The 23,269-nt window shown below is 48.7% G+C and carries 16 protein-coding genes; 1 reads left to right on the top strand and 15 read right to left on the bottom strand.

The window, feature by feature from the left end:
• Window positions 1–6 precede the first annotated feature (6 nt).
• The 9 genes from NFR99_RS05465 to NFR99_RS05425 form a co-directional block, all read right to left on the bottom strand.
• Window positions 7–1,374 carry a cobyrinate a,c-diamide synthase gene (locus NFR99_RS05465; RefSeq protein WP_135975766.1) on the bottom strand — a complete coding sequence of 456 codons (1,368 nt, stop codon included), beginning with the start codon at window positions 1,372–1,374 and terminating at the stop codon, window positions 7–9.
• Window positions 1,375–1,390: 16 nt separating this feature from the next.
• Window positions 1,391–3,370: a precorrin-6A reductase gene (gene cobK / locus NFR99_RS05460; RefSeq protein WP_251353131.1), complete on the bottom strand. Its 1,980-nt coding sequence runs from the start codon at window positions 3,368–3,370 to the stop codon at window positions 1,391–1,393.
• Window positions 3,371–3,429: 59 nt separating this feature from the next.
• Complete coding sequence (gene cobJ / locus NFR99_RS05455) at window positions 3,430–4,158, bottom strand: precorrin-3B C(17)-methyltransferase (RefSeq protein ID WP_120483651.1); 729 nt, start codon at window positions 4,156–4,158, stop codon at window positions 3,430–3,432.
• Complete coding sequence (locus NFR99_RS05450; protein WP_251353128.1) at window positions 4,151–5,347, bottom strand: cobalt-precorrin 5A hydrolase; 1,197 nt, start codon at window positions 5,345–5,347, stop codon at window positions 4,151–4,153. The genes cobJ and NFR99_RS05450 overlap by 8 nt, the downstream gene beginning before the upstream one ends.
• Window positions 5,344–6,111: a precorrin-4 C(11)-methyltransferase gene (cobM, locus tag NFR99_RS05445; RefSeq protein ID WP_120483654.1), complete on the bottom strand. Its 768-nt coding sequence runs from the start codon at window positions 6,109–6,111 to the stop codon at window positions 5,344–5,346. Before cobM ends, NFR99_RS05450 begins: the two co-directional genes overlap by 4 nt.
• Window positions 6,112–6,265: 154 nt before the next feature.
• Window positions 6,266–6,961, bottom strand: coding sequence for a precorrin-2 C(20)-methyltransferase (gene cobI, locus NFR99_RS05440; protein ID WP_120483655.1), 696 nt, complete (start codon window positions 6,959–6,961; stop codon window positions 6,266–6,268).
• A 61-nt stretch (window positions 6,962–7,022) separates the two neighbouring features.
• Complete coding sequence (gene cbiD, locus NFR99_RS05435; RefSeq protein WP_251353120.1) at window positions 7,023–8,210, bottom strand: cobalt-precorrin-5B (C(1))-methyltransferase CbiD; 1,188 nt, start codon at window positions 8,208–8,210, stop codon at window positions 7,023–7,025.
• 364 nt (window positions 8,211–8,574) lie between these two features.
• Window positions 8,575–10,269, bottom strand: coding sequence for an AAA family ATPase (locus NFR99_RS05430; RefSeq protein ID WP_251353118.1), 1,695 nt, complete (start codon window positions 10,267–10,269; stop codon window positions 8,575–8,577).
• Between the two features lie 157 nt (window positions 10,270–10,426).
• On the bottom strand, window positions 10,427–12,217 hold the full coding sequence (locus tag NFR99_RS05425) for a flavin reductase (protein ID WP_251353116.1): 1,791 nt from the start codon (window positions 12,215–12,217) through the stop codon (window positions 10,427–10,429).
• 283 nt (window positions 12,218–12,500) lie between these two features.
• Here NFR99_RS05425 and NFR99_RS05420 point away from each other — a divergent pair, with 283 nt between their 5' ends.
• On the top strand, window positions 12,501–15,947 hold the full coding sequence (locus NFR99_RS05420) for a leucine-rich repeat protein (protein ID WP_251353114.1): 3,447 nt from the start codon (window positions 12,501–12,503) through the stop codon (window positions 15,945–15,947).
• 83 nt (window positions 15,948–16,030) lie between these two features.
• On the opposite strand, the gene NFR99_RS05415 is transcribed toward NFR99_RS05420, so the two are convergent.
• The 6 genes from NFR99_RS05415 to NFR99_RS05390 are packed head-to-tail and all read right to left on the bottom strand — an operon-like array spanning window position 16,031 to window position 23,237.
• On the bottom strand, window positions 16,031–17,701 hold the full coding sequence (locus NFR99_RS05415) for a nucleoside kinase (protein ID WP_120483660.1): 1,671 nt from the start codon (window positions 17,699–17,701) through the stop codon (window positions 16,031–16,033).
• A 39-nt stretch (window positions 17,702–17,740) separates the two neighbouring features.
• On the bottom strand, window positions 17,741–18,523 hold the full coding sequence (locus NFR99_RS05410; protein WP_251353112.1) for a Nif3-like dinuclear metal center hexameric protein: 783 nt from the start codon (window positions 18,521–18,523) through the stop codon (window positions 17,741–17,743).
• A 23-nt stretch (window positions 18,524–18,546) separates the two neighbouring features.
• Complete coding sequence (locus tag NFR99_RS05405; protein WP_120483662.1) at window positions 18,547–19,251, bottom strand: tRNA (adenine(22)-N(1))-methyltransferase; 705 nt, start codon at window positions 19,249–19,251, stop codon at window positions 18,547–18,549.
• Window positions 19,252–19,258: 7 nt separating this feature from the next.
• Window positions 19,259–20,395 carry an RNA polymerase sigma factor RpoD gene (gene rpoD / locus NFR99_RS05400; protein ID WP_120483663.1) on the bottom strand — a complete coding sequence of 379 codons (1,137 nt, stop codon included), beginning with the start codon at window positions 20,393–20,395 and terminating at the stop codon, window positions 19,259–19,261.
• A gap of 55 nt (window positions 20,396–20,450) precedes the next feature.
• On the bottom strand, window positions 20,451–22,217 hold the full coding sequence (gene dnaG / locus NFR99_RS05395) for a DNA primase (RefSeq protein ID WP_120483664.1): 1,767 nt from the start codon (window positions 22,215–22,217) through the stop codon (window positions 20,451–20,453).
• A 12-nt stretch (window positions 22,218–22,229) separates the two neighbouring features.
• Window positions 22,230–23,237, bottom strand: coding sequence for a deoxyguanosinetriphosphate triphosphohydrolase (locus NFR99_RS05390; RefSeq protein WP_120483665.1), 1,008 nt, complete (start codon window positions 23,235–23,237; stop codon window positions 22,230–22,232).
• Window positions 23,238–23,269: the final 32 nt, after the last annotated feature.

Below are 23,269 nucleotides of genomic sequence, written 5' to 3'. Positions count from 1 at the left end.
CCGCTTTTAAAACTTACGGCACGCATTTAAAAATGCTTCTGCGAGCTTCGTATTCCCATAGTAATAAAAGTGGGGAAAGCCCGCCAGCATCGTATCGGTGCTATGCATACATTCCCATCCCCGGCTGCTCTCCGGCTTCTGTGCATAGAAATCCGTCCCGCAGTTTGTCGAGTCAAAATAATGAAACTCATGGGCAGGACAGGCGCCAATCTCCTCCCCAAATACTGTCCCTTCCTTTTTGCTCGCAGAAATATATCCAAAACGGGAAAGCTTTGGCGTTTTATATGCCCTTCCATGAATAGCGCCCACACCGTTACAGGGATTTCCCTCTCCATCTTCAAACGTATCATGCAGGTACATAAAGCCTCCGCACTCTGCCATCACAGGCATTCCCTGCCCCAGCTTCTCCCTGATTTCTTCCCGGAGCGCGGCGTTTTTTTCGAGCCGCCTGCCGAAAAGTTCCGGATAGCCTCCGTACAGCAAAAGCCCGTCCAGATTTTCAGGCAGCCTGCCGTCCCTGAGCGGCGAAAACGGTATTAACTCAGCCCCCAGCTCTTTTAAGAGTTCCAGATTATCCTCATACGCAAAACAGAACGCTTCATCCCTTGCAAACCCGATGCGCACTTTTTCCTGTCCCTTTAACATGCTTTTCCCCGCTTCAGCACAGTCTGTTTCCTCATATTCTCCCGCGCTCTCCGCCAGTTCCAAAAGCCCGTCCAGATCCAATGTCCCTTCCAGAATCTGTGCCAGACGGCAGAGCTTTTCCCGAAATCCCTCCACCTCCTCAGGCATTACCAGCCCCAGATGTCTGCTCTCAATCACACACTCCTCCACCTTCGGCACATAACCGTACACCCGGATTCCCAGTTCCTCTTCTGCCATCTTTTTCACCCGTGGATAAAGCATAGGGGACATCTGATTTAAAATCACGCCCTTTATCCCGCTGTCCTTCCGAAACCGGATAAAACCTTCTATGTAAGGCAGTATGGAAACACTCATACCCTTGCAGTTTACGATCAGGACAGCGGGGGTATCCGTAACCCGCGCCAGGTCGTAAGCACTTGCCTTTGTGGTTGTCCCTCCCACTCCGTCATAATAGCCCATGACTCCTTCCATCACCGCCAGACTGCAGCCCTTACTGTTTTTCGCCAACAGATGCCTTATTGTCTTTTCATCCGCAAAAAAGGTGTCCAGATTCCGGGACTTTGTGCCGATAACTTTTGTATGGAACATCGGGTCAATGTAATCCGGCCCGCATTTAAAGGACGCCGGGGTCAGTCCGCGGTTTACAAACGCCTGGAGAATCCCACAGGTAAGCAGCGTCTTTCCGCTGCCGCTCGCGCCTGCCGCCAAAAGAAAACGGGGTATTTTCATAACTATTCCTTCTTTCCTATTCCTGCCGCCTTTTTCCTGTGCACGAAATAATCGTAATCGGGTTTTCCCCTGTCATCATGTGATAATTTCCCGCCGTTTTCGCCCTGCTGACCGCCGCCTGAACGATTTCCGTATCTTCCACAGGCAATGCTTTCAGACAGTGCAGCGTCTCTGAAACGGTCTCAAGGGCAATACAGTTTATCACTATCCTTACTTCCGGGTTTTTCTCAAGAAGCAGCTCCATGATTTCCTTCATCTTCCCCGAAGAGCCGCCGATAAACACATGGGTCGGCGGCTGCAGGCCCTCCATCGCAAAAGGCGCTTCTCCCTCCACGATTTCCAGGTTATCCGCTGCAAATTTTATCTTATTTTTCTTCAAAAGCTCCACTGCCAAAGGTTTCTTTTCGATGGCATAGACTTTTCCCTCCGGCATCCGCACCGCCATTTCCACCGCGACAGAACCCGTGCCCGCGCCGATATCGTAGCATACGGAATCCTTTTTCAGCCCCAGTTTGGAAAGAGAAACCGTCCGTATTTCCTCCTTCGTCATAGGCACCTTATCCCTGATAAATTCCCCGTCCCGGATTCCATGCGTCGCCGGAAGCTCTTCATAATCCTCATTCTCAATACACACCACGCTGAGCGTATCCGCCTGATATCCCACAAAGTCCTGCGGCTTCCCGTGAAGGATTTTTTCTTCCCGATAGGAAAGCCGCTCCCCGGTATACATGGTCACGTTTCCAAGCCCGTATTCCAAGAGTTTCTCTGCCGCAGACGCAATCCCGCCCGTGGTTCCAAGAATAGAAAATACTTTACGATGATGTTTTACAAGGGACGCCAGATTGCTTCTCCTGCCATGCGCACTGGTGATGACCGCGTCGTCCCACGGCTTCCCGATACGGCTCATAAAGTACGCCACCGACGAAATCCCACATATGATGTGTACCTGTTTTCCAAGTACCGCGAGCAGTTTCCTTGCCCCGCTGTAAAAGCCGACGTCTCCCGACAGAACCACCGCGATTTTCTCATATTCCGGATGGCACGCTATGTAATCTCTAATTTTCGCGCTGTCATACTCCTGATATGTGTCCTGCCCAGCCTCCGCACAGGCTTCCACCATCCGCTTCGCCCCTATGATTACATCTGCTTCCCGCAGAACCCTGGACGCCTCTTCCGTGCGGCTTTCCCTGCCTCCCATGCCGATTCCCACAAGAGAGACTTCAGCAGTGGACGGAATTGAAAACTTTTCACACAGCAACCTTTTACATGCATTCACGGAAATCCCTGTTTCCTTCAAAGGTCTTCCGATAATTACCGGAATACAGCCGCACTCCCTTGCCGCGTCCAGCTTTTCCTGAAAGCCCCCGGTATTTCCCGACCTCTTGGTAACCAGATATCTACAATCCAGCTGACGCAGCATCGCCGCATTTAGTTCTTTCGAAAAAGGCCCCTGCATACAGATTAAATTCCGCCCCTTAAATCCAAGCCGCGTACATTCTTCCGCCACCTGCGGAAGCGAGAGCACTCTTAAAAAGACCCTGTTCTGATAATCCGGTAAAGCCGTATACTTCGCCGCCTCCTTGCTTCCCGTGGTTACAAGAACATTGCCCTCCGTCTGTTCCAGAATGGCAGCCGCCGCCTCCACGCTGTCAGCAAAGATGCACTTCCCGTCCTCCAGATCTCCCTGATTTTCCCTCAGCACCCTCACATAAGAAGCCCCTGTCCTCTCACATGCTTTTCTTATGTTCTCCGTGACCTCGACGGCGTAGGGATGCGTAGCGTCAATCACCAGCGGAAGATTTTTTTCTCTCATCAAAAGCTCCATGCGTTCCTCATCCAGCCGCTCATGAGAAATTTCCAGGCATCCACCCTCCGGCAATAACTCCTCCCCGTATTCCGTAGCCACGCATATATATGCGGGAACCTTCCGCTTACTGAGGAACTCTGCGAGCAGCCTTCCCTCTGTTGTCCCTGCAAAAACAATTACTTTACACATGCTTCCCCCTTTTTGGGCAGCAGATCAGATAAGGCGGCCTGCTACACGCAAATTTTGTTTCAAATCCTATATCCCCTCGGAGTAACCATCTTCCCTCCGATTTCCACTGTCTGGGAATTACCGATAAATACCGTGGTGAACATATCCACCTTCGTATCCCTCAGCTCCTTTAACGTCAGAACCCTGCTCTCTTCCCCGTCTCTTCCGATGTTCCAGACAATCCCGCAGACAGTCTCCGGCGCTTTATATTCCATCATCAGCTTACATGCCTTTTCCAGATAGTCATGGCGCTTTTTGCTGGAAGGGTTGTACAGGCAGATCACAAAGTCTGCTTTGGAAGCCTCCAGAAGCCTTGCCTCGATTTTCTCCCACGGAGTCAGCAGATCGCTTAAGCTGATCAGGCAAAAATCATGAATCAGCGGCGCGCCCAGCACTGCCGCCCCGCCTGTCGCCGCAGTAACGCCGGGTATCACCTGAAGCTCTACCTCCGGATAGTTTACGCCCGTCTCATACATCAGCCCCGACATTCCGTAAACGCCCGCATCCCCGCTGCAAATCATCGAAACGTTTTTTCCCTTTTTCGCTTCCTCAAACGCCAGGATACAGCGGTCGACCTCCTTTTTCATCGGCGTCGTCATGAACTCTTTTTCGGGAAAATGTTCCCTTACCAAATCCACATACACCGTATAGCCGATAATTACATCGCTCTTCTTCAATGCTTCCGCCGCTTCTATCGTCATCTTTTCGTAGGCTCCCGGCCCGATGCCTACCACATACAATTTATTCAAATTCCACCCTCCAGTCTTTCACGGCAAGCGCAGCAGTAACGCCGTCCCGCGCATATTTTCTGCCGATTAATCTTCCTGCTTTTCCGTCTGTGCTGCTTCCCAAAACCGCTGCTCTTTCACATACATTATCCACCCCGGTCACTTTCTCCACAAATCCGGAAGCCGTAAACGTACCTTCCGCCTGCCTTAACTCTTCCGCCGTATAGGTCAAAAACGGCAGGTTTCTCTCCCTGCAGTATTCCAGGACTCCTTTTTCTTCTTTTTTCAAATCAATGCTTGCTACCTGCGCCACTGCTGCAGGAGAAACAGAAATCTCCTCACATGCCCTGCGGATTACATTTTCCACTGTTTCTTTTGGCGTTCCCTTTTTACAGCCCACGCCCACCGTGATAATTTCCGGAACCAGATAAAGCGTATTTGTAAAAAGGCGTTCCCTGTCATTAAGCGTAACGAAAATCCCAAGCTCCGGCCTTTCTTCCTGCGCTTTACAGAGACATAGTCCGCGCGGCAGTTCCCCCTCGCAGAAAAAATCTGTGCCGAAACCGACTTCTTCCCCTGCAAGCAGCGCGGCAGAAACCTCCTTTGCCAGCTTCATATCAGAAATCCGGCATCCGTTTTTCTTAGCAAAAACATCTACGGCAAATTTCCGGTTTAAATCGGTTGCCGTCGTCACAACCGGCTCGGCACCGACCAGTTCCGCAATCTCCCATGCCAGCTCATTCGCCCCTCCGAGATGCCCGGACAGAAGAGAAATCGCATAATTCCCTTTCTCATCCACAACCACAACCGCCGGGTCTGTTTTCTTGCTTTTTACGAACGGGGCGATACTCCTCACTGCAATCCCGCAGGCCCCTACAAAAACGATGGCGTCGCTGTCGGCAAATCTCTTTCCCGTCCATTCCCTTACCGATTCCGTAACAGGCTCCGAACACGTTTCCACGTTTCCCAAATCCTTCACACTCTTCTGGCATGTCGGTTCTTCTGAAGAATTCTGTACTTCCGTCCGGCATACGGATTCCTCCGCCGGATTTTGTACTTTCTCCCGGCATTCAGATTCCTCCGGCATTTCTTTTACATATTTACTCTTCCGGTAAGACTTCACCTCATAGAAACGCTCTTGTAAGTCCCCGCAGATTCTTTCTCCTAAGCAGCAGCCTGTCCGACTAAAACTAATGATTGAAATTTTCATTCTACTATATCGCTTCCCTTGCGGAATTCTGTAGTAAATCCAGGGTCGTACAGCTTCGAACGCTCATAAGAATGATGGGCGACCACATCCCCAATAATCATCAGCGCCGTTTTCGTGATATTATTTTCCTTTGCAGTCTGCGCCAATGTTTCCACGGTGCAGACAAAAGACTTTTCATCCTCCCAGGTGGCCTTATACACAATCGCCGCCGGGGTATCCGGCGCATATCCCCCGGCAATCAGCCTCCCGGAAAGCTCGTCCAGCATTCCGGCGCTCAAGAACACCACCATCGTGGCATGGTGCGCAGCAAAAGACTCAATGCTTTCCTTCTCCGGCACAGGCGTCCGTCCCGCCATACGTGTAATCACCACGCTCTGCGACACACCCGGAAGCGTATACTCCAAGTTCAGGGCTGATGCAGCGCCGCTAAAAGAACTGACGCCCGGACAGTAATCATACGCGATTCCTCTCTCATCCAATACATCCATCTGCTCCCGGATGGCTCCATAGAGACAGGGGTCTCCTGTGTGGAGACGCACTGTCATTTTCCCTTCCTTCTCTGCCTGGAACATCACCTCCAGCACTTCCTCCAGCGTCATTTTGGCGCTGTTATAAATCCGGCAGCCGCCTTTTGTCTCATCCAAAAGCACAGGATTGACCAACGAGCCTGCATAAATAATGACATCCGCTTTCTCCAAATATTTTTTTCCCCGGACGGTGATTAAGTCTGCCGCCCCGCTGCCTGCACCTACAAAATGTATCATATCGTATCCTCATTTCTTTTCTCTTTTATAACTGTTCAGTACCTTCACAGTTCCGATGCAAAAATCCATGAAAATCGTCTTTAACGATGGAATTTTTGCACTCTTGAATCATATTTTCACGGTCTCAGCAGCAAGTGCTTCGACCTGTTCTGAATCAGTTACTCTCTTTTACAATAATCAGGGAGTAATACCCCGCTGCTTCCGGGATTTCCTCTGCTGATTCGTAAATTTTTTCTGATTCCATTCCGCAGTTTTCAATCATCACCGCCTGCTGCCCGCTTTTTAAAATACTCTCTCTGACCTGTTTCATTTTCTTTCCTGTTTTCATCAGAACTTTCGTACCCGGAAGCTTTAAAATCCCCTCCAGCTCTTCCGCTTTGTAGGTAGCCGGAATCACGTGAAGCGGCTCCGCCCTCTCCACAAGCCCCATATTCAGCCTTGCCGCCACGGCACAAAAAGAAGTGATTCCGCTGACAATCTCCACCTCATATCCTCTTTCCAGAATCCTTTGATGGACATACAGATACGTGGAATACACCGTCGGATCCCCCAGCGTAAGAAAAGCTACCTGCCGTCCCTGTTTCAAATGAACTTCCACATCGTCCGCCGCCTTTTTATGGTTTTCCTCCAGCACGGCGGCGTCTTTTGTCATAGGCATGGCAACCGGCAGCAGGATTTTCTCATCCAGCCCGCCGTACACGCTTTTGGCAATCTGGTACGCCACACTATTCTCCGTATCGTTTCCCGGTACTGCAATCACTTCACTTTCCTTTATCAAACGCAGCGCCTTTAACGTGAGAAGCTCCGCATCTCCCGGTCCTACCCCTAATCCAAACAGTTTTCCACTCATCTTTCATATCTCCTTATATTTCTTTTTCCCACGGACATTGAGTCGGACAAGCGCTGTCTGGCTACGTTCGGCATGTCCCGGACTCCGGTATTCCATGCTGTTTTCTCAGAAACTGTGCCAGCTCCTGTACATTCTCCGTCTCTCCCAGATAACCATATTCATTCGAAAAAAGCACGGCTCCCAGAAGCATCCTGCCGTAAACTCTGTGATTCAGGTAATACAAAATCCTCCCTGTCATCTCCTTCATAGTTTCCGTTAAAAGCTTCTCCCTCTTTATAATTCCCAGCGCCTCATCTGTGGTAACTGTATCCAGGATTTCTTTTGCCCCTTCCAGAGAGATTCCCGCCCGCAGGGCATTGCCCGCCAGCACCTCCGCCCTGGCGTCCGCGCAGCGCGAATGCGTATTCATAATCCCCGCCGCAACCTTTGCAAACTTTCCGATATGAGAGACAAATAAAATCCCTTTAACTCCCATATCCAGCGCCATATCCAGCGTCTCTCCTACATAATTACTACATTTCATACTATCTGCAAAAGGCAGCTCCATATGCTCCTTCAAATAAGCCGCGCCGTAATTCCCCGGCGTTACCAGAAGATACTGCGCGCCATTCTCCACCTTCTGACGCATCTCCACTTCAATGCTCCGAACCAGCGCCGCCTCACTCATGGGCTCTACGATTCCGGAAGTCCCCAAAATCGAAATGCCTCCCTCAATTCCAAGCCTTGGATTAAACGTTCCGGCCGCCGTCTTCGCCCCGTCCGGCACGCTCACCGTCACGAAAAGACCTCCATCATAACCCGCCGCATCGCAGATTTCTTCCAGTTCTTTCTCTATCATGGCTCTGGGTACTTTATTAATCGCCGCGCTCCCCACAGGCTGCTCCAGTCCCTTTTTCGTAATCCTGCCTACGCCCTCTCCTCCGTCAATGCAGATACCCGGCGCATTCCTTTTTTCAACCTTTGCATAGATTTCCAGCCCGTCCGTCCTGTCCGGGTCGTCTCCCGCATCCTTTTGGACGGCACAGGAAACCCAATTCTCTCCTCTCGTCATATGCAGGATTTCCAGATTCAGCGAAATCCCTTTCGGCGTCATAAGCTCCGTATACCGACAGCTCTCGTCCAGCAGAAGCATCCTGCCCGCCGCCTTTGCCGCCCCGGCCGCACACGACCCGGTCGTATAGCCAAACCTCATTTTCTTATTATTTTTAATGCTGTAATACCCTTCCAGACCTGTATGCTTCCCGGCCATTGGGCTCCTCCCCCGCTTCTTCCTCATAGTGCGGCATGTCACAAATCATTTCCCCTGCCAACATGAATCAACAGAAAAAGAAAAATCCGCAGTCCTATAGACAACGGATTTTCATCTTATGATTTATGAAAACATCCGGTTGCCGCAGACTGCTTTCATGATTCTCTGAAAATACTATGTATCTGGCTCTACAGTAACGGACTTGCGCAGGAATTTCACCTGCTTCCATAAGTCATTTTCAGTTTCAGTTTTCTTTCACTTTTTTCATTATATGATTTCCCACTGCAAAAGTCAACGGGAAGATACGAGGAATGTTTGTAGCGGTTTGCATTTGCCCCTATTTTTGTACCGTCGATATACACCGCTAACCTTTTATCCCAAACCGCACTTCGCAGTCCTTCCGGTAAAACGATATTCCATAGCAGTCAATGTTCCTGTACCCCTCCGCGCGCAGCTCCTCCGCATATTTCTTATCGGAAATCTGCCCCAGCGCTTTCTCTGCGTCTGATTCCAAATTGTCAATCTTATCAGAAACCTTGACTTCCAAAATAAATGCCCTCCCCCGCAGCGACGGGCTTTTCACTACCAGATCCGACCGGCCGTTCCCAGTCTCCCTGTTTGATTTCACCAGGTACTTATCGCTCTGGCTTAAAATCCCAGTCAGAAAGCCGTGATAAAAATTTTCTGCGCTGTCATAGAAACTGATCACTGAAAAAAGCTGCCCGCTCAGGATTTCGCCCATTTTTTCCGCATTTCCCTCTTCCATAGAACGGTACAAATCCCGGAAATCCTGCTTTTTAACAGTCTCCCGAAACCACCCTAAAATGGTGTTCTGATAAATGGTCTTTACTTCCGCATTCGGAATCCGCGCCCGCAGGAAAATTGACAGCTCCTTAAAATACTCGCTCTCCTTCGTCAAATATCCAGTAAAATACAAAAAGTTCCACAAATTCTCCCCACTGCTGCACATATCCCCATAGGTTACTTCCTCATGCACCTGAATATCCATAGTCTTTCCCGCAAGAAGCATTTCAATCTGCTCCCTGGTTTCCATATCTGCCCTGCGGATGAGATCCTTTATAATGTCATTGGAACTGGTATTGATCCAGTATGGGCGCGGAAACGCCTGAACATCCGTCCGCAAATCATACAGGAAATTGATCACGCTCCAGGGATTATAAACCTCCGTATCGCCAAAGGTATAGCCGTCGTACCATGCTTTCATATCACCAAACCGGCTCTCCACTCCGTAATATTCCATCATCCCCAGCACTTCCGCCTCCGTGAAGCCAAAATGCTCACTGTACTGCTTATCCAGCACGGAAATCATCTTTAAATGATTCAGTCCTGTAAAAATACTCTCCTTAGAAATCCGCAGGCATCCTGTAATCACCGCCAGCTGCAGATAGTCATTTGTCTTTAATGCCGACTCAAAAAGAGAGCGGATAAAGCTGACCATTTCTTCATAAAATCCCTGAAAATATGCGTTTTCAAGTGGAACATCATACTCATCCAGTAAAATTACCGTATGCTTCCCTGTCGCTTGATAAAGGCATTTGCTCAAAAATTTCAGCGAGCCGGAATAATCATCATATCCCGCTTCTTCATTTGCCAGCTTCTGAAACATTTCTTTATCCCCGGCGTCAACCCTTTCGCTCTCCAGAATAAAACTATGTCTTTTGAATTCCTCCGCGATTTCCCTTTTCAGTTTTACGTACGCTGATTCAAAAGCAGGCTGCTTCGCTGATTTTAAGGTCAGGCTGATAACCGGATACTTCCCCATCTGCCCGGCATATTCCCCGCCCGCGTCCATAATCTTAAGCCCCTGAAAAAGCGTCCTGTTCTGCGCGTTTTTCTCCTGGTCTCCAGTGTCCTCAAAAAAATAGCGGAGCATACTGAGATTCAGCGTTTTTCCAAAGCGTCTGGGACGGGTAAATAAATTTACTTCGCATTTCAAATCTAGAAGATCTTTTACAAGCATCGTCTTGTCCACATAACAATAACCTCCCAATACCAATTTTTCAAAATTATCTACGCCAATTGGCAAAACTTTTTTCATTCAGCCACCTCCACTATAATCTGAAATACCTGCTTATCTTCCCTCTGCGCCCACTTAATTTTTATTATACTTTATCTCTCCCAAATGTACAATCATTTATCTGCAGACAAAAAAACTGGCTTCCGGTATTTTTCCGTCAGCCAGTTTTTCTATTCTTTTATGCTATCGGTTCAAAATCCGCAACTCCGTGTTTACAGAGCGGACAGATGAAATCTTCCGGAAGTTCATCTCCCTCGTACACATAACCGCACACTTTGCAGACAAAGCCTTTCTTCCCTTCTGTATCAGGTTTCGGCTTTACATTGTTCTGATAGTAGGTATATGTCATGGTTTCCTTATCGGAAAGCACTCTTGCTTCTGTCACGGCGCAGATGAACATGCCGTGCGTATCAAGGTCGATGTACTGCTCCACCTTCAGCGACATAAAGGAGTTGATATATCTCGGCAGAAAAGCAAGTCCATTATCCGAGCGCAGCGGCGTTTCGTCCGCAAATTTATCCACCGTCCTTCCGCTCTGGAAGCCGAATCTCTCAAAAACGCTGAACGGCGCGTCCACGGACAGGCAGTTCACGTTCATGCACCCTGTCTGCTTAATCACATGATGCGAATAATTCTGCTTATTAATCGTCACTGCAATCCGGTTCGGCGTGTTTGTAACCTGCGATACCGTGTTGACAATCAGCCCGTTATCCTTCTTGCCATCGTTGGACGTCACCACATACAGGCCATAACCAATATTGAAAAGCGCAGTCAGATCATTCTTATTCGCCGTCTCATCGCGCTGCGCCAGATAATCTTTACACAGCTCTTCCGCAAGATCCTCCAACTGTGCAGAACTGCTTTCATTCAACGCGGACATAATCTTCACTGTCGTATCTGTAAACGTCAGGTTCTTGCAGCCGGAGAGCATATTTTTCATCGTTTTCGCGGCAAGCGGCGCCCAGGAACCGTTTTCTATCAGGCCGATTGTCCTGTTCTGGAAATTCCGCTCCGTCAGATGATGGATAAACTCTTTCATAAATGGGAAAATATCTGCGTTATAAGTAGTAGTAGCCAGAACAAGCCTGCCGTAACGGAATGCATCTTCTACCGCTTCCGCCATATCACACCGCGCCAGATCGCACACAACTACCTTCGGGCAGCCTTTCGCTTTCAGTTTTTCCTCCAGGACTTCAACTGCCCGCTTCGTATTTCCATAAACCGAAGTGTAGGCAATCACGATGCCCTCGCTCTCCACACCGTATGATGACCAGGTATTGTACAGGTTCAAATAATATCCCAGGTTCTCTGTCAGCACCGGGCCGTGCAATGGACAGATTTTCTCAATCTCAAGACCAGACGCCTTTTTCAGAAGCGCCTGCACCTGCGCGCCGTATTTCCCAACGATTCCGATGTAATACCTTCTCGCTTCGCACGCCCAGTCTTCTTCCACATCGTTCGCCCCGAACTTTCCAAATCCGTCTGCGGCAAACAATACTTTGTCCGTACTGTCATACGTCACGATAACCTCCGGCCAGTGTACCATCGGCGCCGCTACAAACGTAAGCGTATGCTTTCCGAGACTCAGCGTGTCGCCCTCTTTCACCACGATACGCCCGTCGGCAAAATCCGTCCCGAAAAAGTTCTGCATCATCACAAACGCCTTTTCGCTGGAAACAACCGTTGCCTCCGGATAAATTTTCATAAAATTCGCGATATTCGCAGAATGATCCGGCTCCATATGCTGTACAACCAGATAATCCGGCTTCCTGCCGCCAAGTACGGCCGCTATGTTATCCAGCCATTCATGCGTAAAATTGCGGTCAACCGTATCCATCACCGCAATCTTCTCATCCAGAATCACATAGGAATTGTAAGCCATGCCATTTGGCACCACATACTGCCCTTCAAACAAATCCACTTCATGGTCGTTCACACCCACATAACGGATGTCCTTTGTAATCTCCATATTCCGTCACCTCTCTGTTTCATTTATAGTATTTCCCTGAAGAAATCTTCTTCCAGTCCACAAGACCAGACTCTCATAAGGATTATACTACAAACCCTGGAAAAAGTATATTGATTTTCCAACTTTTATGCCCTCTTTTTATTGAATAAAGTCCAACATTCGCTCAATAATTCCTTGTTTCTCCGTCCGGCTCATGATAAAGTATTACCAAAGATAATATTTTCAAGCTTTCATTACCACTACATCCAAAATTATGCAAACCTATAAAGAGGGAGGACTAAAAATGAAGAAAAAATTCATGCTATTTACACTTGCGTTCGGAATCATCCTGAGTGCATTCTCGTTGAAATCCTTTTCAGCAAACGCGGCGGAAACAACGCCTGCAACAGAATCCGCCGACGTCGCTATTGATGCTGAAAACTTCCCGGATGAATATCTCCGAAAAGATATCCAATCATTTGACCTTAACAGGGACGGCGTATTGGATGAGGCGGAAATCGCAAAAGCCACCATGATTTCTATCCCCAATGAAACTTCCACAGTAAAGGGACTGGAATATTTTACTGCCCTGGAAGATTTAAGCGTCTGTCTCAATGACAATCTCTCTGCCCTTGACCTGAGCGATTTCGTCTCTCTGCAGAAATTATATCTTTCAAAAGTTCCCAACCTGGTTTCCATCAATCTGAACGGCTGCTCTTCCCTGCAAAGGTTAGAGCTTTATCATATGGACGGACTGTCCTCCGTTGAATCAAACGGATGTTCTTCCCTGAAAGAACTGAATATTCAGACCTCAACTCTGGCTTCCCTGAATCTGGAGGATACCCCCGCTTTACAGCATCTAGCGATCTATGCTTCAACCATAGGTTCCATTAACCTGCCAAACTGCGCCGCCCTGCAATCTTTAACGCTCTCCGGCGTGAATATAACTTCCCTTAATATGAGCGGCTACACTTCTTTGCAAACAGTAGATTTTGAGAAAGTCACGAACCTGGCTTCCCTCAACCTAAGCGGCTGTACCTCTTTGCAGGAAGTATCCCTCTACTACGTTACAAACCTGACTTCTCTCAATCTAAGCGGATGTACCTCCCTGCAGGAAGTATTTTTCTTAGAAAGTGACGTGATTTCTTTCGATCTAAGCGGATGTACCTCTCTGCAGAAGTTATCTCTCTGGTCGGCTTATCACCTGAACTCCCTGAACCTGAGCGGCGATACCTCCCTGCAGGAATTAACTGTTCACGAAGCAGAGCTTGCTTCCCTCGACCTGTCCGACAATACCGCCCTGGAAAGACTCCAGCTTGACAACTGTGGGCTTCTCTCCCTTGATGTAAGCCATAACACTGCTTTGCAGCATTTAAATTACTACTCCTCAGATATATACCTCCGTTCCATTAACCTGCGTAACTGCACTGCACTGACCGATTTACTTATCTCCAGATTAAACACATTTTCCCTGGATTTAAGTGATAATACTGCCCTAACAACACTAATGTTCGAAGACTCAAAACTCGATGTCCTGGATTTAAGGTCTAACACTTCCCTGGGCAGCCTGACTTTATATGACACAAGCTTAAATTCTCTTGATATAACCCCTAACGTTCCCCTGGCCAGCCTGGATTGTGACGGGACAACTTTAACTTCCCTTAATCTGAGCAACTTCACCAGCCTGTTAGGGCTTCGCCTGGCAGATAAAGAAATTTTAACCTCTCTCAATCTCAGCGGATGTTCTTCCCTGCAAGAACTTTTCATAAGCCGCAATGTGATTTCCGCTGACCTGAGCGGATGCTCTTCTTTGAAAAGCTTGTCTGTCTCACACTCAAACATGGAATCCCTCAACCTCAATGGCTGCTCTTCCCTGCAGTCTTTCACTTGCGTCTATGCTCCCCTGTCTTTTCTCGATTTGAGCGGATGTTCCTCTCTCCAGTACCTGGAATGCATGGAAACAAATTTAACTTCCCTTGATTTAAGCAGCAATACCGCCCTGTTATCCCTGCGCATCACCAACGATGAAATCGCAGACCTGCAGTGGGGGCTGCGCGCAAGGTTTCGGATTGACCCTCCGGGTCCAACGGCGGAAGAACTTTCTCAGGTATTACCTTATCTTCTTATTGGAGATACGCTTTCTGAAGCTGAGCTGCAGCAGCTTAAAAAAGAGTTCGCTGAAGCCCAGGCCGCTTATGATGCATACGAATCTTTCTCTTCCCTTGATTTGAGCAACTGTACCGCTTTACAGTCCTTTGAGTGCCACGGCGCGAAGATTTCAGAGCTTGACCTGAGCCACAACACTGCCTTGCAGTCCCTGTCGCTCTCCTTTACAGGCATTAGTTCCCTTGACCTGAAAAACAATACTGCTCTGCAGTCCCTGAGTATCCTGAATTTAGATAATCTTGTCTCCCTCAATTTAGCTGACTGTTCTTCTCTTTTGGACGCGGAAATTTCATCCAATATAAGCCTTTCTTCTCTTGATTTCAGCGGCTGCTCCTCTCTGCTGGACTTGACAGTTTCAGATATGAACGCCCTGACTTCCCTTACTCTGAACTGTCCTTCCCTGGTAGAGCTGGACATTATCCATAACATGGGACTCACTTCCTTTAACCTGGGACATTGCCCGTCCTTGCAGAATTTAAATGTTACACAAAATTTCTACCTGATTTCTCTTGACGCCAGCAGCTGTCCTGAACTCCGCACATTATCTTGTGTAAACAGTTCCTTGGTTTCTCTTGACGTCAGCAAATATACGAAGCTCCACAGCTTAAACTGCACCTATAATTCCTCTTTGGAGTCTCTTACCCTGAATCCCGGCCTTGAGAAATTAACCTGCTATGAAAATGCTTTAGCTACCCTCAGCGTGCCCGACGGATGCCTGTATGATTCTGATTCTTCCTGCATCCAATCGGTAAGAGCCCGTCCATACCAGCAGGACACCCAGTGGAAATTAAATTTGTCCGGTATCGTTGGACCAGAGAACCTTGACAAAATCACAATCACATCAGATAACGCCCAGCTCTCGAACGGAATCGTCCTGTTTAAGAGCGAAGAAAAGCCCGCTACTTTATCCTATCTATACGACGCCGGTCTGGTTCGGAAATCTGATGTTATCACAGGCTATGATACTGACGGCGCCCCAATATACGGAACAGAAGATATTCCTCTAAAGGTCACTGTTTATCTTGCCTACCCCGAAAGCATCCCGGATTCCATGCTTGCCACAGCGCCTGCGCATGGCAATACCCCCGGTACGCGCCTGTCCGATTTTAGAACAGCCGCATCCTACACCATCGACCCATCAGGGAAAGGCGTCATTTTCACAGGAACTGCCAACAGGAAAGCTTCTTCCATCCGCGTCCCGGATACTGTTACTCTCTCCGGCGTGACTTACAAGGTAACAGGAATCTCCGATAACGCTTTTACTGACCACAAGAACCTAAAGTCCGTAGCCATCGGCAAAAACGTAACCTCTATCGGAGCAAACGCCTTTGCTAAATGTAAGAAACTGACGAAGATAACGCTTCCGGCCAAAATCAAAAAAATAGGGAAAGCCGCATTTTCCGGGTGCAGCAAGCTGAAAACCATTACGATAAAATCTACCAAACTGACTTCTAAAAATGTAGGCGCAAAAGCATTTAAAGGAATCTCATCAAAAGCCACGGTAAAAGTACCCAAGAGTAAGAAAAAAGCCTACGCCAAGCTGCTGAAAGCAAAAGGCGCAGGAAAGAAGGTAAGAATCAAGTAACAATCCCTTGATGGGTAACTGATAAAAGCCAGTCAGATTTTTGTAATCCTGACTGGCTTTCACTATATCAAAAACATTACCTCCTATATCCGAAAACATCCCCCTCCAACAAACTCCCGCAGCAGGGAATCCATCGGGATACTGTCTGCCGGAATCCCCACGAAATAGTCCAGAAACTTCAGCAGCCGCTTAGCTTCCTGATATTCCGGATCGCTTTTTCCGATGCCGAACAGCAGAGGTTCCGCATAGATTTTCAGAGCTGCAAATTCATAAATCAGCGCCGAATTGAACATCACATCCGCTTCCTCCTGGAATGGGAAGATGTAGGACTCCTCGCCTCTTCTCACCGAGTCCCACATGGCAATCGTATTTTTCGCACACGTCCCCCTTGTACGGGCGTCCCGGACAATCCGGCGGAGCAAACGGCCGTCAGTGGTCGGAATCCGGTTATGCTCGTCAATGTTAAGCTGGGTAAGCGCGCTGATATAAATCTTAAATTTGCTTTCATCTGAAAGCCCCTTTGACATCGCAGGGTTCAGGCAGTGAATCCCCTCGATAACGAGAATATCATCCGCTCCAAGCTGTTTGTATTTTCCAAGGTATTCCCTTCTGCCTGCCTTGAAATTATAAGTAGGCAGACTTACCCTTTCCCCGGCAAGCAGCGCCGTCATATCCCGGTTAAACAGCTCTACATCCAGAGCCTCCAGGCATTCGAAATTATAGTTTCCGTCTTCATCTCTTGGTGTAACTTCCCGGTCTACAAAGTAATCATCTACTGCAATCGGATGCGGCTTCAAGCCATGCGCCGAAAGCTGTATGGAAAGCTTATGGGAAAATGTCGTTTTTCCCGACGACGACGGTCCGGCAATCAGAATCAGCTTTTTCTCTCTGTCTTCCGCAATTCTCCTGGCAATCTCTGCAATCTTCTGCTCCTGAAGCGCCTCCTGGATTAAGATTAAATCATGAATATCTTTATGGACAATATAATCATTCAAAGCCCCCACGGTAGGAACTTCCAGCATCTCCCCCCATTTCATGGATTCTCTCTGCACCTCAAAAATCTTGCGCTGGGGAGCAAATTCCGGTATCACCTCCGGTTCTTTTTGGGCAGGCAGCAACAGTACGAATCCCTCGTCATATAATTTCAAATCAAAATATTGAAGATAAGACGTATTCGGCACCATGAAGCCATAATAATAATCCTCAAAATCATCAATGCTGTAAATGTTTACCCTTGATACCCTTCGGTAACGGAAAAGCTTTTCCTTGTCTTTCATCCCATATTTCTGAAACAGCATGATAGCGTCATCTGTATTTACGCTCTTCTTTCTAATCGGAATCCTTTCTTCCACCAGATGACGCATATATCCTTTTACCTGTTTCAGAAACTCCTCATCCGGCACAAGGGAACCTTTTACTGTACAGTACACGCCTCCGCTCACTGCAAAATGCACGCCTACCCTCTCAATATTCTCATGGCCGCCTTCATGGTATACGGCTTTCATCAGCAAATGAACCATACTTCTCCGGTATGTCTGGAAACCAATCTTATCTGCCGTAGTGAGAAAACTGAGATAGCAGTCGCTGTCCACGCAGTTTTGCAGCTCCCGCAGACGCCCGTCCGCCCATGCCAGCACGATCTTATGCGTCATTCTTTCCTGGTAGTCTTTTGCAACTTCTTCATAGGAAATGCCCGCCGGGTATTCCCTCACCTCTGAACCAATCTGTACGGAAACGATTTTACCCTCTTCCATCTGTAATCTCCTGTCCTGTATAAAATGATATCTTCCTATCTAAACTACCCAAAACGGGTTTTCATCCTTCTCTGTATACACCGTCAGCCCTGTAAACGTTTCCCTGATATACCCTGCCATCTGGGAAACAAAGATTTTCTCTATCCCGTAATGCCCGGCGTCAATCACTGTCAGCCCCCTCATCACCGCATCGATCCCGTCATGATGCCCGAAGTCTCCGCTAATCATCACATCCGCGCCCGTTCTCAGCGCCGCATCCACCAGGCTCTTCCCCGATCCCGGCAAAACAGCCGCACGGCTAACCTTTTGTTCCGGATTTCCAAAAAGCCGCACGGTATCCAGCCCAAAAACCTGCTTTACATACCTGCCGCATTCTGCCAGGCTCATTTCACCAGGCAGTTCCCCCGTGCGCCCAAGCCCTTCCTGCCGACTGCCATCGTCATAAGTAACTTCCATAATCTCCGTATCGCGAAGCCGCAGCATCTCTGCCGCCTGCTCCCCCATCGTCACTACATCATAATTTGTATGCATGGCATAATAAGAAATATCACCTCGTATCAGCTCCACAAGCCTTCTTCCGATAAAATCATCTGTATTTACTTTCTTTAATGCCGAAAACACCATCGGATGATGGGTAAGCAAAAGGTCTGCGCCTGCCTTTTCTGCCTCCCCGATAACCCGATCTGTGGCGTCCAGAGCGATATATACTTTCCGCACTTCCTTCTCCCTGCGTCCTGCCAGAAGCCCCGGATTATCCCAGGGCTCCGCCATGAAAAGAGGATATTTCTTCTCCAGCTCTTCTATGATTTCCCCACACTTCATAAAGCTTCTCCTTTCGCACTGCCCTATTTATGCTTTCGCAAAACCGCACACAGCGCTTCTTCTATCTGCCGCAGCCTGTCCTGAAGTTCTGCCCGGCGCTCCTGCGCCTTCTCCGTTCTGTTTTTTGCCAGTCCTTCTTCTAGCCGGCACAGTGTCTGCCTCTCCCTCTCAAGACAAAGCCGCAGACATTCATCCCTGCAGCGCAGAAGGCACGGTCCATACATAGCTTCTATATCAGAAAGCGGCTCCATCTTCCCATGTACCACATGCATCATAGGATAGAACTTCCCATCTTCCAAAACAATCCGCTCTGTATCAATACGGTATCCATTTTCCTGCAGAAATCTCCGCACGTTACAGATATCCGACTGGGGCTGAAGCACCAGCTCTTTCACTGTCTCCAGCACCTCTTTCCCTTCTTTCAAAATCTTCACCATAAGGCTTCCGCCCATTCCGGCAATCACTACACTGTCCGCCTCACCGGGGCGAAGCTCTGCCACTCCATCGGAAAGACGCGTTTTGATTTTTTCTTCCAGCCTATGCCGCCGGATATTTTCCTGCGCCCGTAAAAGCGGCCCCCGATTGATATCCATAGCGACAGCGCTGCGGATTGCGCCTTGTTCTGTCAGCCAAATAGGTATGTATCCATGGTCTGTGCCCACGTCTGCCAGACGGGAGCCGTAAGACACCAGACCTGAAACTTCCAATAATCTTTTTGATAACTGCATGATACATTTACTCCAAATAATCTTTCAAAACCCGGCTCCGGCTGGGATGCCTCAGCTTTCTGAGCGCCTTCGCCTCAATCTGACGGATACGTTCCCTCGTCACATGAAACTCTTTCCCGACTTCTTCCAGGGTTCTGGGACGCCCGTCGCCCAGTCCATACCTGAGGCGTATCACCTTCTGCTCGCGCTCTGTCAATGTTTCCATAACCTCTTCTAATTGTTCCCGCAGCAGCGTGTACGCCGCCTCTTCTGCCGGAACAGGAATATTGTTATCCTGGATAAAATCTCCCAGATGGCTGTCGTCCTCCTCGCCTACCGGAGTTTCCAGCGATACCGGTTCTTGGGAAATTTTCAAAATTTCCCGTACTCTCTCTGCCGGAAGCGACATTTCTTTTGCAATTTCCTCCGGCTTCGGCTCGCGCCCGTACTCCTGGAGCAGCTGCCTGGATACCCGGTGGGTTCTGTTAATCGTTTCTACCATATGAACCGGAATCCTGATTGTCCGGGCCTGATCGGCAATTGCCCTTGTAATTGCCTGGCGTATCCACCAGGTCGCATAGGTGCTGTATTTAAAGCCTTTACGGTAATCAAATTTCTCCACTGCCTTGATAAGCCCCAGGTTTCCTTCCTGAATCAAATCGAGCAGAGCCATTCCCCGTCCCATATAACGCTTCGCAATACTTACTACAAGGCGCAGGTTCGCTTCCGCCAGCTTCTTCCTCGCTGCTTCCTTCTCCTGCTCATTCCCTTCCTCCATCTGTCTGCCCAATTCGATTTCCTCTTCCGGGGAAAGCAGCGGGATTTTTCCGATTTCTTTCAGATACATACGGACCGGATCCTCGATTCCCACCCCCTCAGGAACAGATAAATCCTCCTTTGTGATGTCGATTTCCCCATCATCCGGCGTAAAATCCTCTTCATTCTCATCACTGAGCAGAATATTATCCTCTTTCTCTGACATATCCAGGATATCTATCCCTTTTTTCTCCAGACATTCATAAACCGCATCATACTGCTCTTCCGTGAGCGGCTCATTCTTGAAAAAATCGGCGATTTCTTTATATTCCAAAACGTCTTTCTTCGTCTTTGCATATACCAGTAATTCCTTTAATTTCGTTTCAAAGCCTGCTGCATTCTGTCCCATCCGGTTTCCTGCCTTTCATCCATCTATAAACGTAATTCCTTTTTCAATTTTTACCTTATTCAATGGAAATATGCAGATTTTTCAATTCTGCTAATTCCCTCTCTTCCACAATGCTTCTCTGCAGCCCTGCAATGTCAGTCGGCTCCAGCATCGCGCGCCTGTGGGCAATCCCATGATTCCTGATTCGATACACTGTTTCCCTCAGCGCCTTCTCCATCTCTGCCGGAGTATCCGTCTGAAGGCTCGCATTAAACAGTGCGGCGGCTTCCCGCTGCTGCTCCGGCTCCGTAAAGTGATTGATAATCTTTGCCGGAATCACGCTGCCTTCCTCAAGCTGGGCAAACAGCAGCTCGGCAGTCTCATAATAAAGCCCCTCTGTAAAATCTTCCGTACTGATACGCCCCTTTATCTGCCCATACAGCTTCGGCTTTTCAATCAGCCAAGTCAGCAAAAGTTTCTGAGACTTCTTTATTCCTTCCTCTTTCCCGGCTGCTTTCTTTCCCCTCCTTGGCTCCGTCCGCACTGGCACTGCACCTTTCATGGCGGCACGGTTTACCAGCTTACGCAGACTGTCAAAAGCGATATGATATCTCTCCGCCACTGCTTCAATATAGTTCTCTCTCTCCAGCTCCACTTCAAATTCCACCAGCTTTGCCGCCACGCCATTGTAGAATGCTGTTTTCCCCTCCGGGTCTTTCATATCATACTCTCGTTCCAGCATGGAGATTTCAAACATAAAGCTGTTCTCTGCCTTGTCAATTCGCTCCTGAAACTTTTCAGCCCCCAGCGCCTTAATGAATTCATCCGGGTCTTTATAGGGCTGCATATGAAGCACCTTCGCCGACAGCCCTGCGGCTTTCACGATAGGAATCGCCCGCATCGCCGCCCGTGTTCCCGCATCGTCGCTGTCATAAGTCAGCACTACTTCATCTGTATAGCGTTTCAGAAGCCCCGCATGCTGCGTGGTGAGCGCTGTACCCAGGGAAGCTACCGCATTCCGGAATCCTGCCTGATGCAAAGATATCACATCCATGTACCCCTCACATACCAGAATATTCTTCTTCCTGGAGGTGCGTGCTACATTCAGCCCGTACAGGTTCCGGCTCTTATCAAAAATCGGCGTCTCCGGTGAATTCAGGTATTTAGGCTTTCCGTCCCCCATCACCCGTCCCCCGAAGCCAATTACCCGGCTGTTTACATCCATAATCGGAAAAATCACACGGTTCCAGAACTTGTCATACATCCCCTTCGCTTCATCCACATTCATCAGCCCTGACTCCCTCAAAAGCTCATCGCCGATGCCTTGCTTCTTCATGTAGTTATACAAATCATTGCTGTACTTATTGGCAAATCCCAGGCCAAAACTTTTAATCGTCTCATCCGAAAGCTGCCTGCTTTTCAGATATTCCAGCCCCTGCCTGCCATTTTCCGACCTGAGCTGGTAATAAAAATATCGCGCCGCCATCTTATTTAATTCCAGCAGCCGGGACTTTAAATCCTGCTGCTTCTTCTCTTCCTGGGAATACTCCCGCTCCGGCAGTGAAATCCCCGCCCGGTCGGCAAGCGCCTTGAGCGTCTCCGGAAATGTATAATTCTCATATTCCATCAGAAACGTAAAGACATTCCCGCCCGCGCCGCACCCAAAGCAATAATACATCTGCTTTCCCGGGCTCACGGAAAAGGAGGGAGATTTCTCGTTATGGAACGGACACAGCCCAAAATAGGAGCTTCCCTTTCTCTGCAGTTTCACATAGCCGGAAACCACATCCACAATATCATTTCTTGCTCTTATTTCTTCCACTAATTCTTCAGGATATAACACAACTTACCACCTCTATTTTACTTGCCAGGACTTTGGGATATACAATTCCGAAAACCTGTCCATGGAATACTGGTCCGTCATCCCGGCTATATAGTCACAGATTACCTGTTCCCTCTGCTCCCCGCGCTCTGTCAGGCTCACATACTCCATCGGCATTTCTTCCGGATGTTTCTCATAATGGCGGTACAAAGCCTGTATCATATTCCGCGCTTTCTCCTCTTCTGTTTTTGCTCTGGGATTTTTATAAACATGCTTAAACATAAACTGCCGCAGCTCCGACATCGCCTGTTCCATGTGTGGAGACATCACAATGTCCGGCCGTCCTTCGCTGTTTCTCACGATATCATGAATGATAGAATTCAGCCTCTCTTTCGTGCTGAATCCCAGCACTTCCCGATAGCGCAGCGGAATCTCCGACTCCATCAGTATCCCCGCCCGCTCCGCATCATCAATATCATGGTTAATGTATGCAATCTTATCCGAAAGCCGCACGATTTTCCCCTCCAGGGTAGAAGGTTTTCCCGACGTCCTGTGGTTTGCAATCGCATCCCGGACTTCCCAGGTCAGATTCAGTCCCCTGCCTTTATTTTCAAGCACCTCTACCACGCGGACACTCTGCCGGTAGTGTGCAAATCCCAGAGGACAGATTTCATTCAGAGCATGTTCCCCGGCATGTCCAAACGGCGTATGCCCCAAATCATGCCCAAGTGCAGCCGCCTCCGTCAAATCCTCATTCAGGCACAGCGCCCTGGCAATCGTGCGTGCAATCTGCGCCACTTCCAGCGTATGCGTCAGCCGTGTGCGGTAATGGTCGCCTTGAGGACGGAGAAACACCTGTGTCTTGTGCTTCAGCCTTCGGAAAGATTTCGCATGGAGTATTCTATCCCTATCCCTCTGGTACACCGTCCGTATATCACACAGCGCTTCCTCACGCTCACGCCCTTTTGTCTCAGTGCTGAAAGATGCATAAGGGCTGAAAAACTGCTTCTCCCTCAATTCTGCCTTTTCACGTATCGTCATTGAAAATCCCCCTTTCTGCGCTGTTATCACCT

This window comes from Hominisplanchenecus murintestinalis, assembly GCF_943193015.1.
Classification (GTDB): domain Bacteria; phylum Bacillota; class Clostridia; order Lachnospirales; family Lachnospiraceae; genus Hominisplanchenecus_A; species Hominisplanchenecus_A murintestinalis.
The sequence above is the reverse complement of the archived record's forward strand: the minus strand, read 5'-3'. Positions and strand labels throughout refer to the sequence as shown.

Excerpts from the sequence above, each read along its gene's own strand:
- NFR99_RS05465 (WP_135975766.1), bottom strand. The coding sequence starts at position 1,374 with ATGAAAATACCCCGTTTTCTTTTGGCGGCAGGCGCGAGCGGCAGCGGA.
- cobK (WP_251353131.1), bottom strand. The coding sequence starts at position 3,370 with ATGTGTAAAGTAATTGTTTTTGCAGGGACAACAGAGGGAAGGCTGCTC.
- NFR99_RS05450 (WP_251353128.1), bottom strand. The coding sequence starts at position 5,347 with ATGAAAATTTCAATCATTAGTTTTAGTCGGACAGGCTGCTGCTTAGGA.
- cobM (WP_120483654.1), bottom strand. The coding sequence starts at position 6,111 with ATGATACATTTTGTAGGTGCAGGCAGCGGGGCGGCAGACTTAATCACC.
- cobI (WP_120483655.1), bottom strand. The coding sequence starts at position 6,961 with ATGAGTGGAAAACTGTTTGGATTAGGGGTAGGACCGGGAGATGCGGAG.
- cbiD (WP_251353120.1), bottom strand. The coding sequence starts at position 8,210 with ATGGCCGGGAAGCATACAGGTCTGGAAGGGTATTACAGCATTAAAAAT.
- NFR99_RS05430 (WP_251353118.1), bottom strand. The coding sequence starts at position 10,269 with ATGAAAAAAGTTTTGCCAATTGGCGTAGATAATTTTGAAAAATTGGTA.
- NFR99_RS05425 (WP_251353116.1), bottom strand. The coding sequence starts at position 12,217 with ATGGAGATTACAAAGGACATCCGTTATGTGGGTGTGAACGACCATGAA.
- NFR99_RS05420 (WP_251353114.1), top strand. The coding sequence starts at position 12,501 with ATGAAGAAAAAATTCATGCTATTTACACTTGCGTTCGGAATCATCCTG.
- NFR99_RS05415 (WP_120483660.1), bottom strand. The coding sequence starts at position 17,701 with ATGGAAGAGGGTAAAATCGTTTCCGTACAGATTGGTTCAGAGGTGAGG.
- NFR99_RS05410 (WP_251353112.1), bottom strand. The coding sequence starts at position 18,523 with ATGAAGTGTGGGGAAATCATAGAAGAGCTGGAGAAGAAATATCCTCTT.
- NFR99_RS05405 (WP_120483662.1), bottom strand. The coding sequence starts at position 19,251 with ATGCAGTTATCAAAAAGATTATTGGAAGTTTCAGGTCTGGTGTCTTAC.
- rpoD (WP_120483663.1), bottom strand. The coding sequence starts at position 20,395 with ATGGGACAGAATGCAGCAGGCTTTGAAACGAAATTAAAGGAATTACTG.
- NFR99_RS05390 (WP_120483665.1), bottom strand. The coding sequence starts at position 23,237 with ATGACGATACGTGAAAAGGCAGAATTGAGGGAGAAGCAGTTTTTCAGC.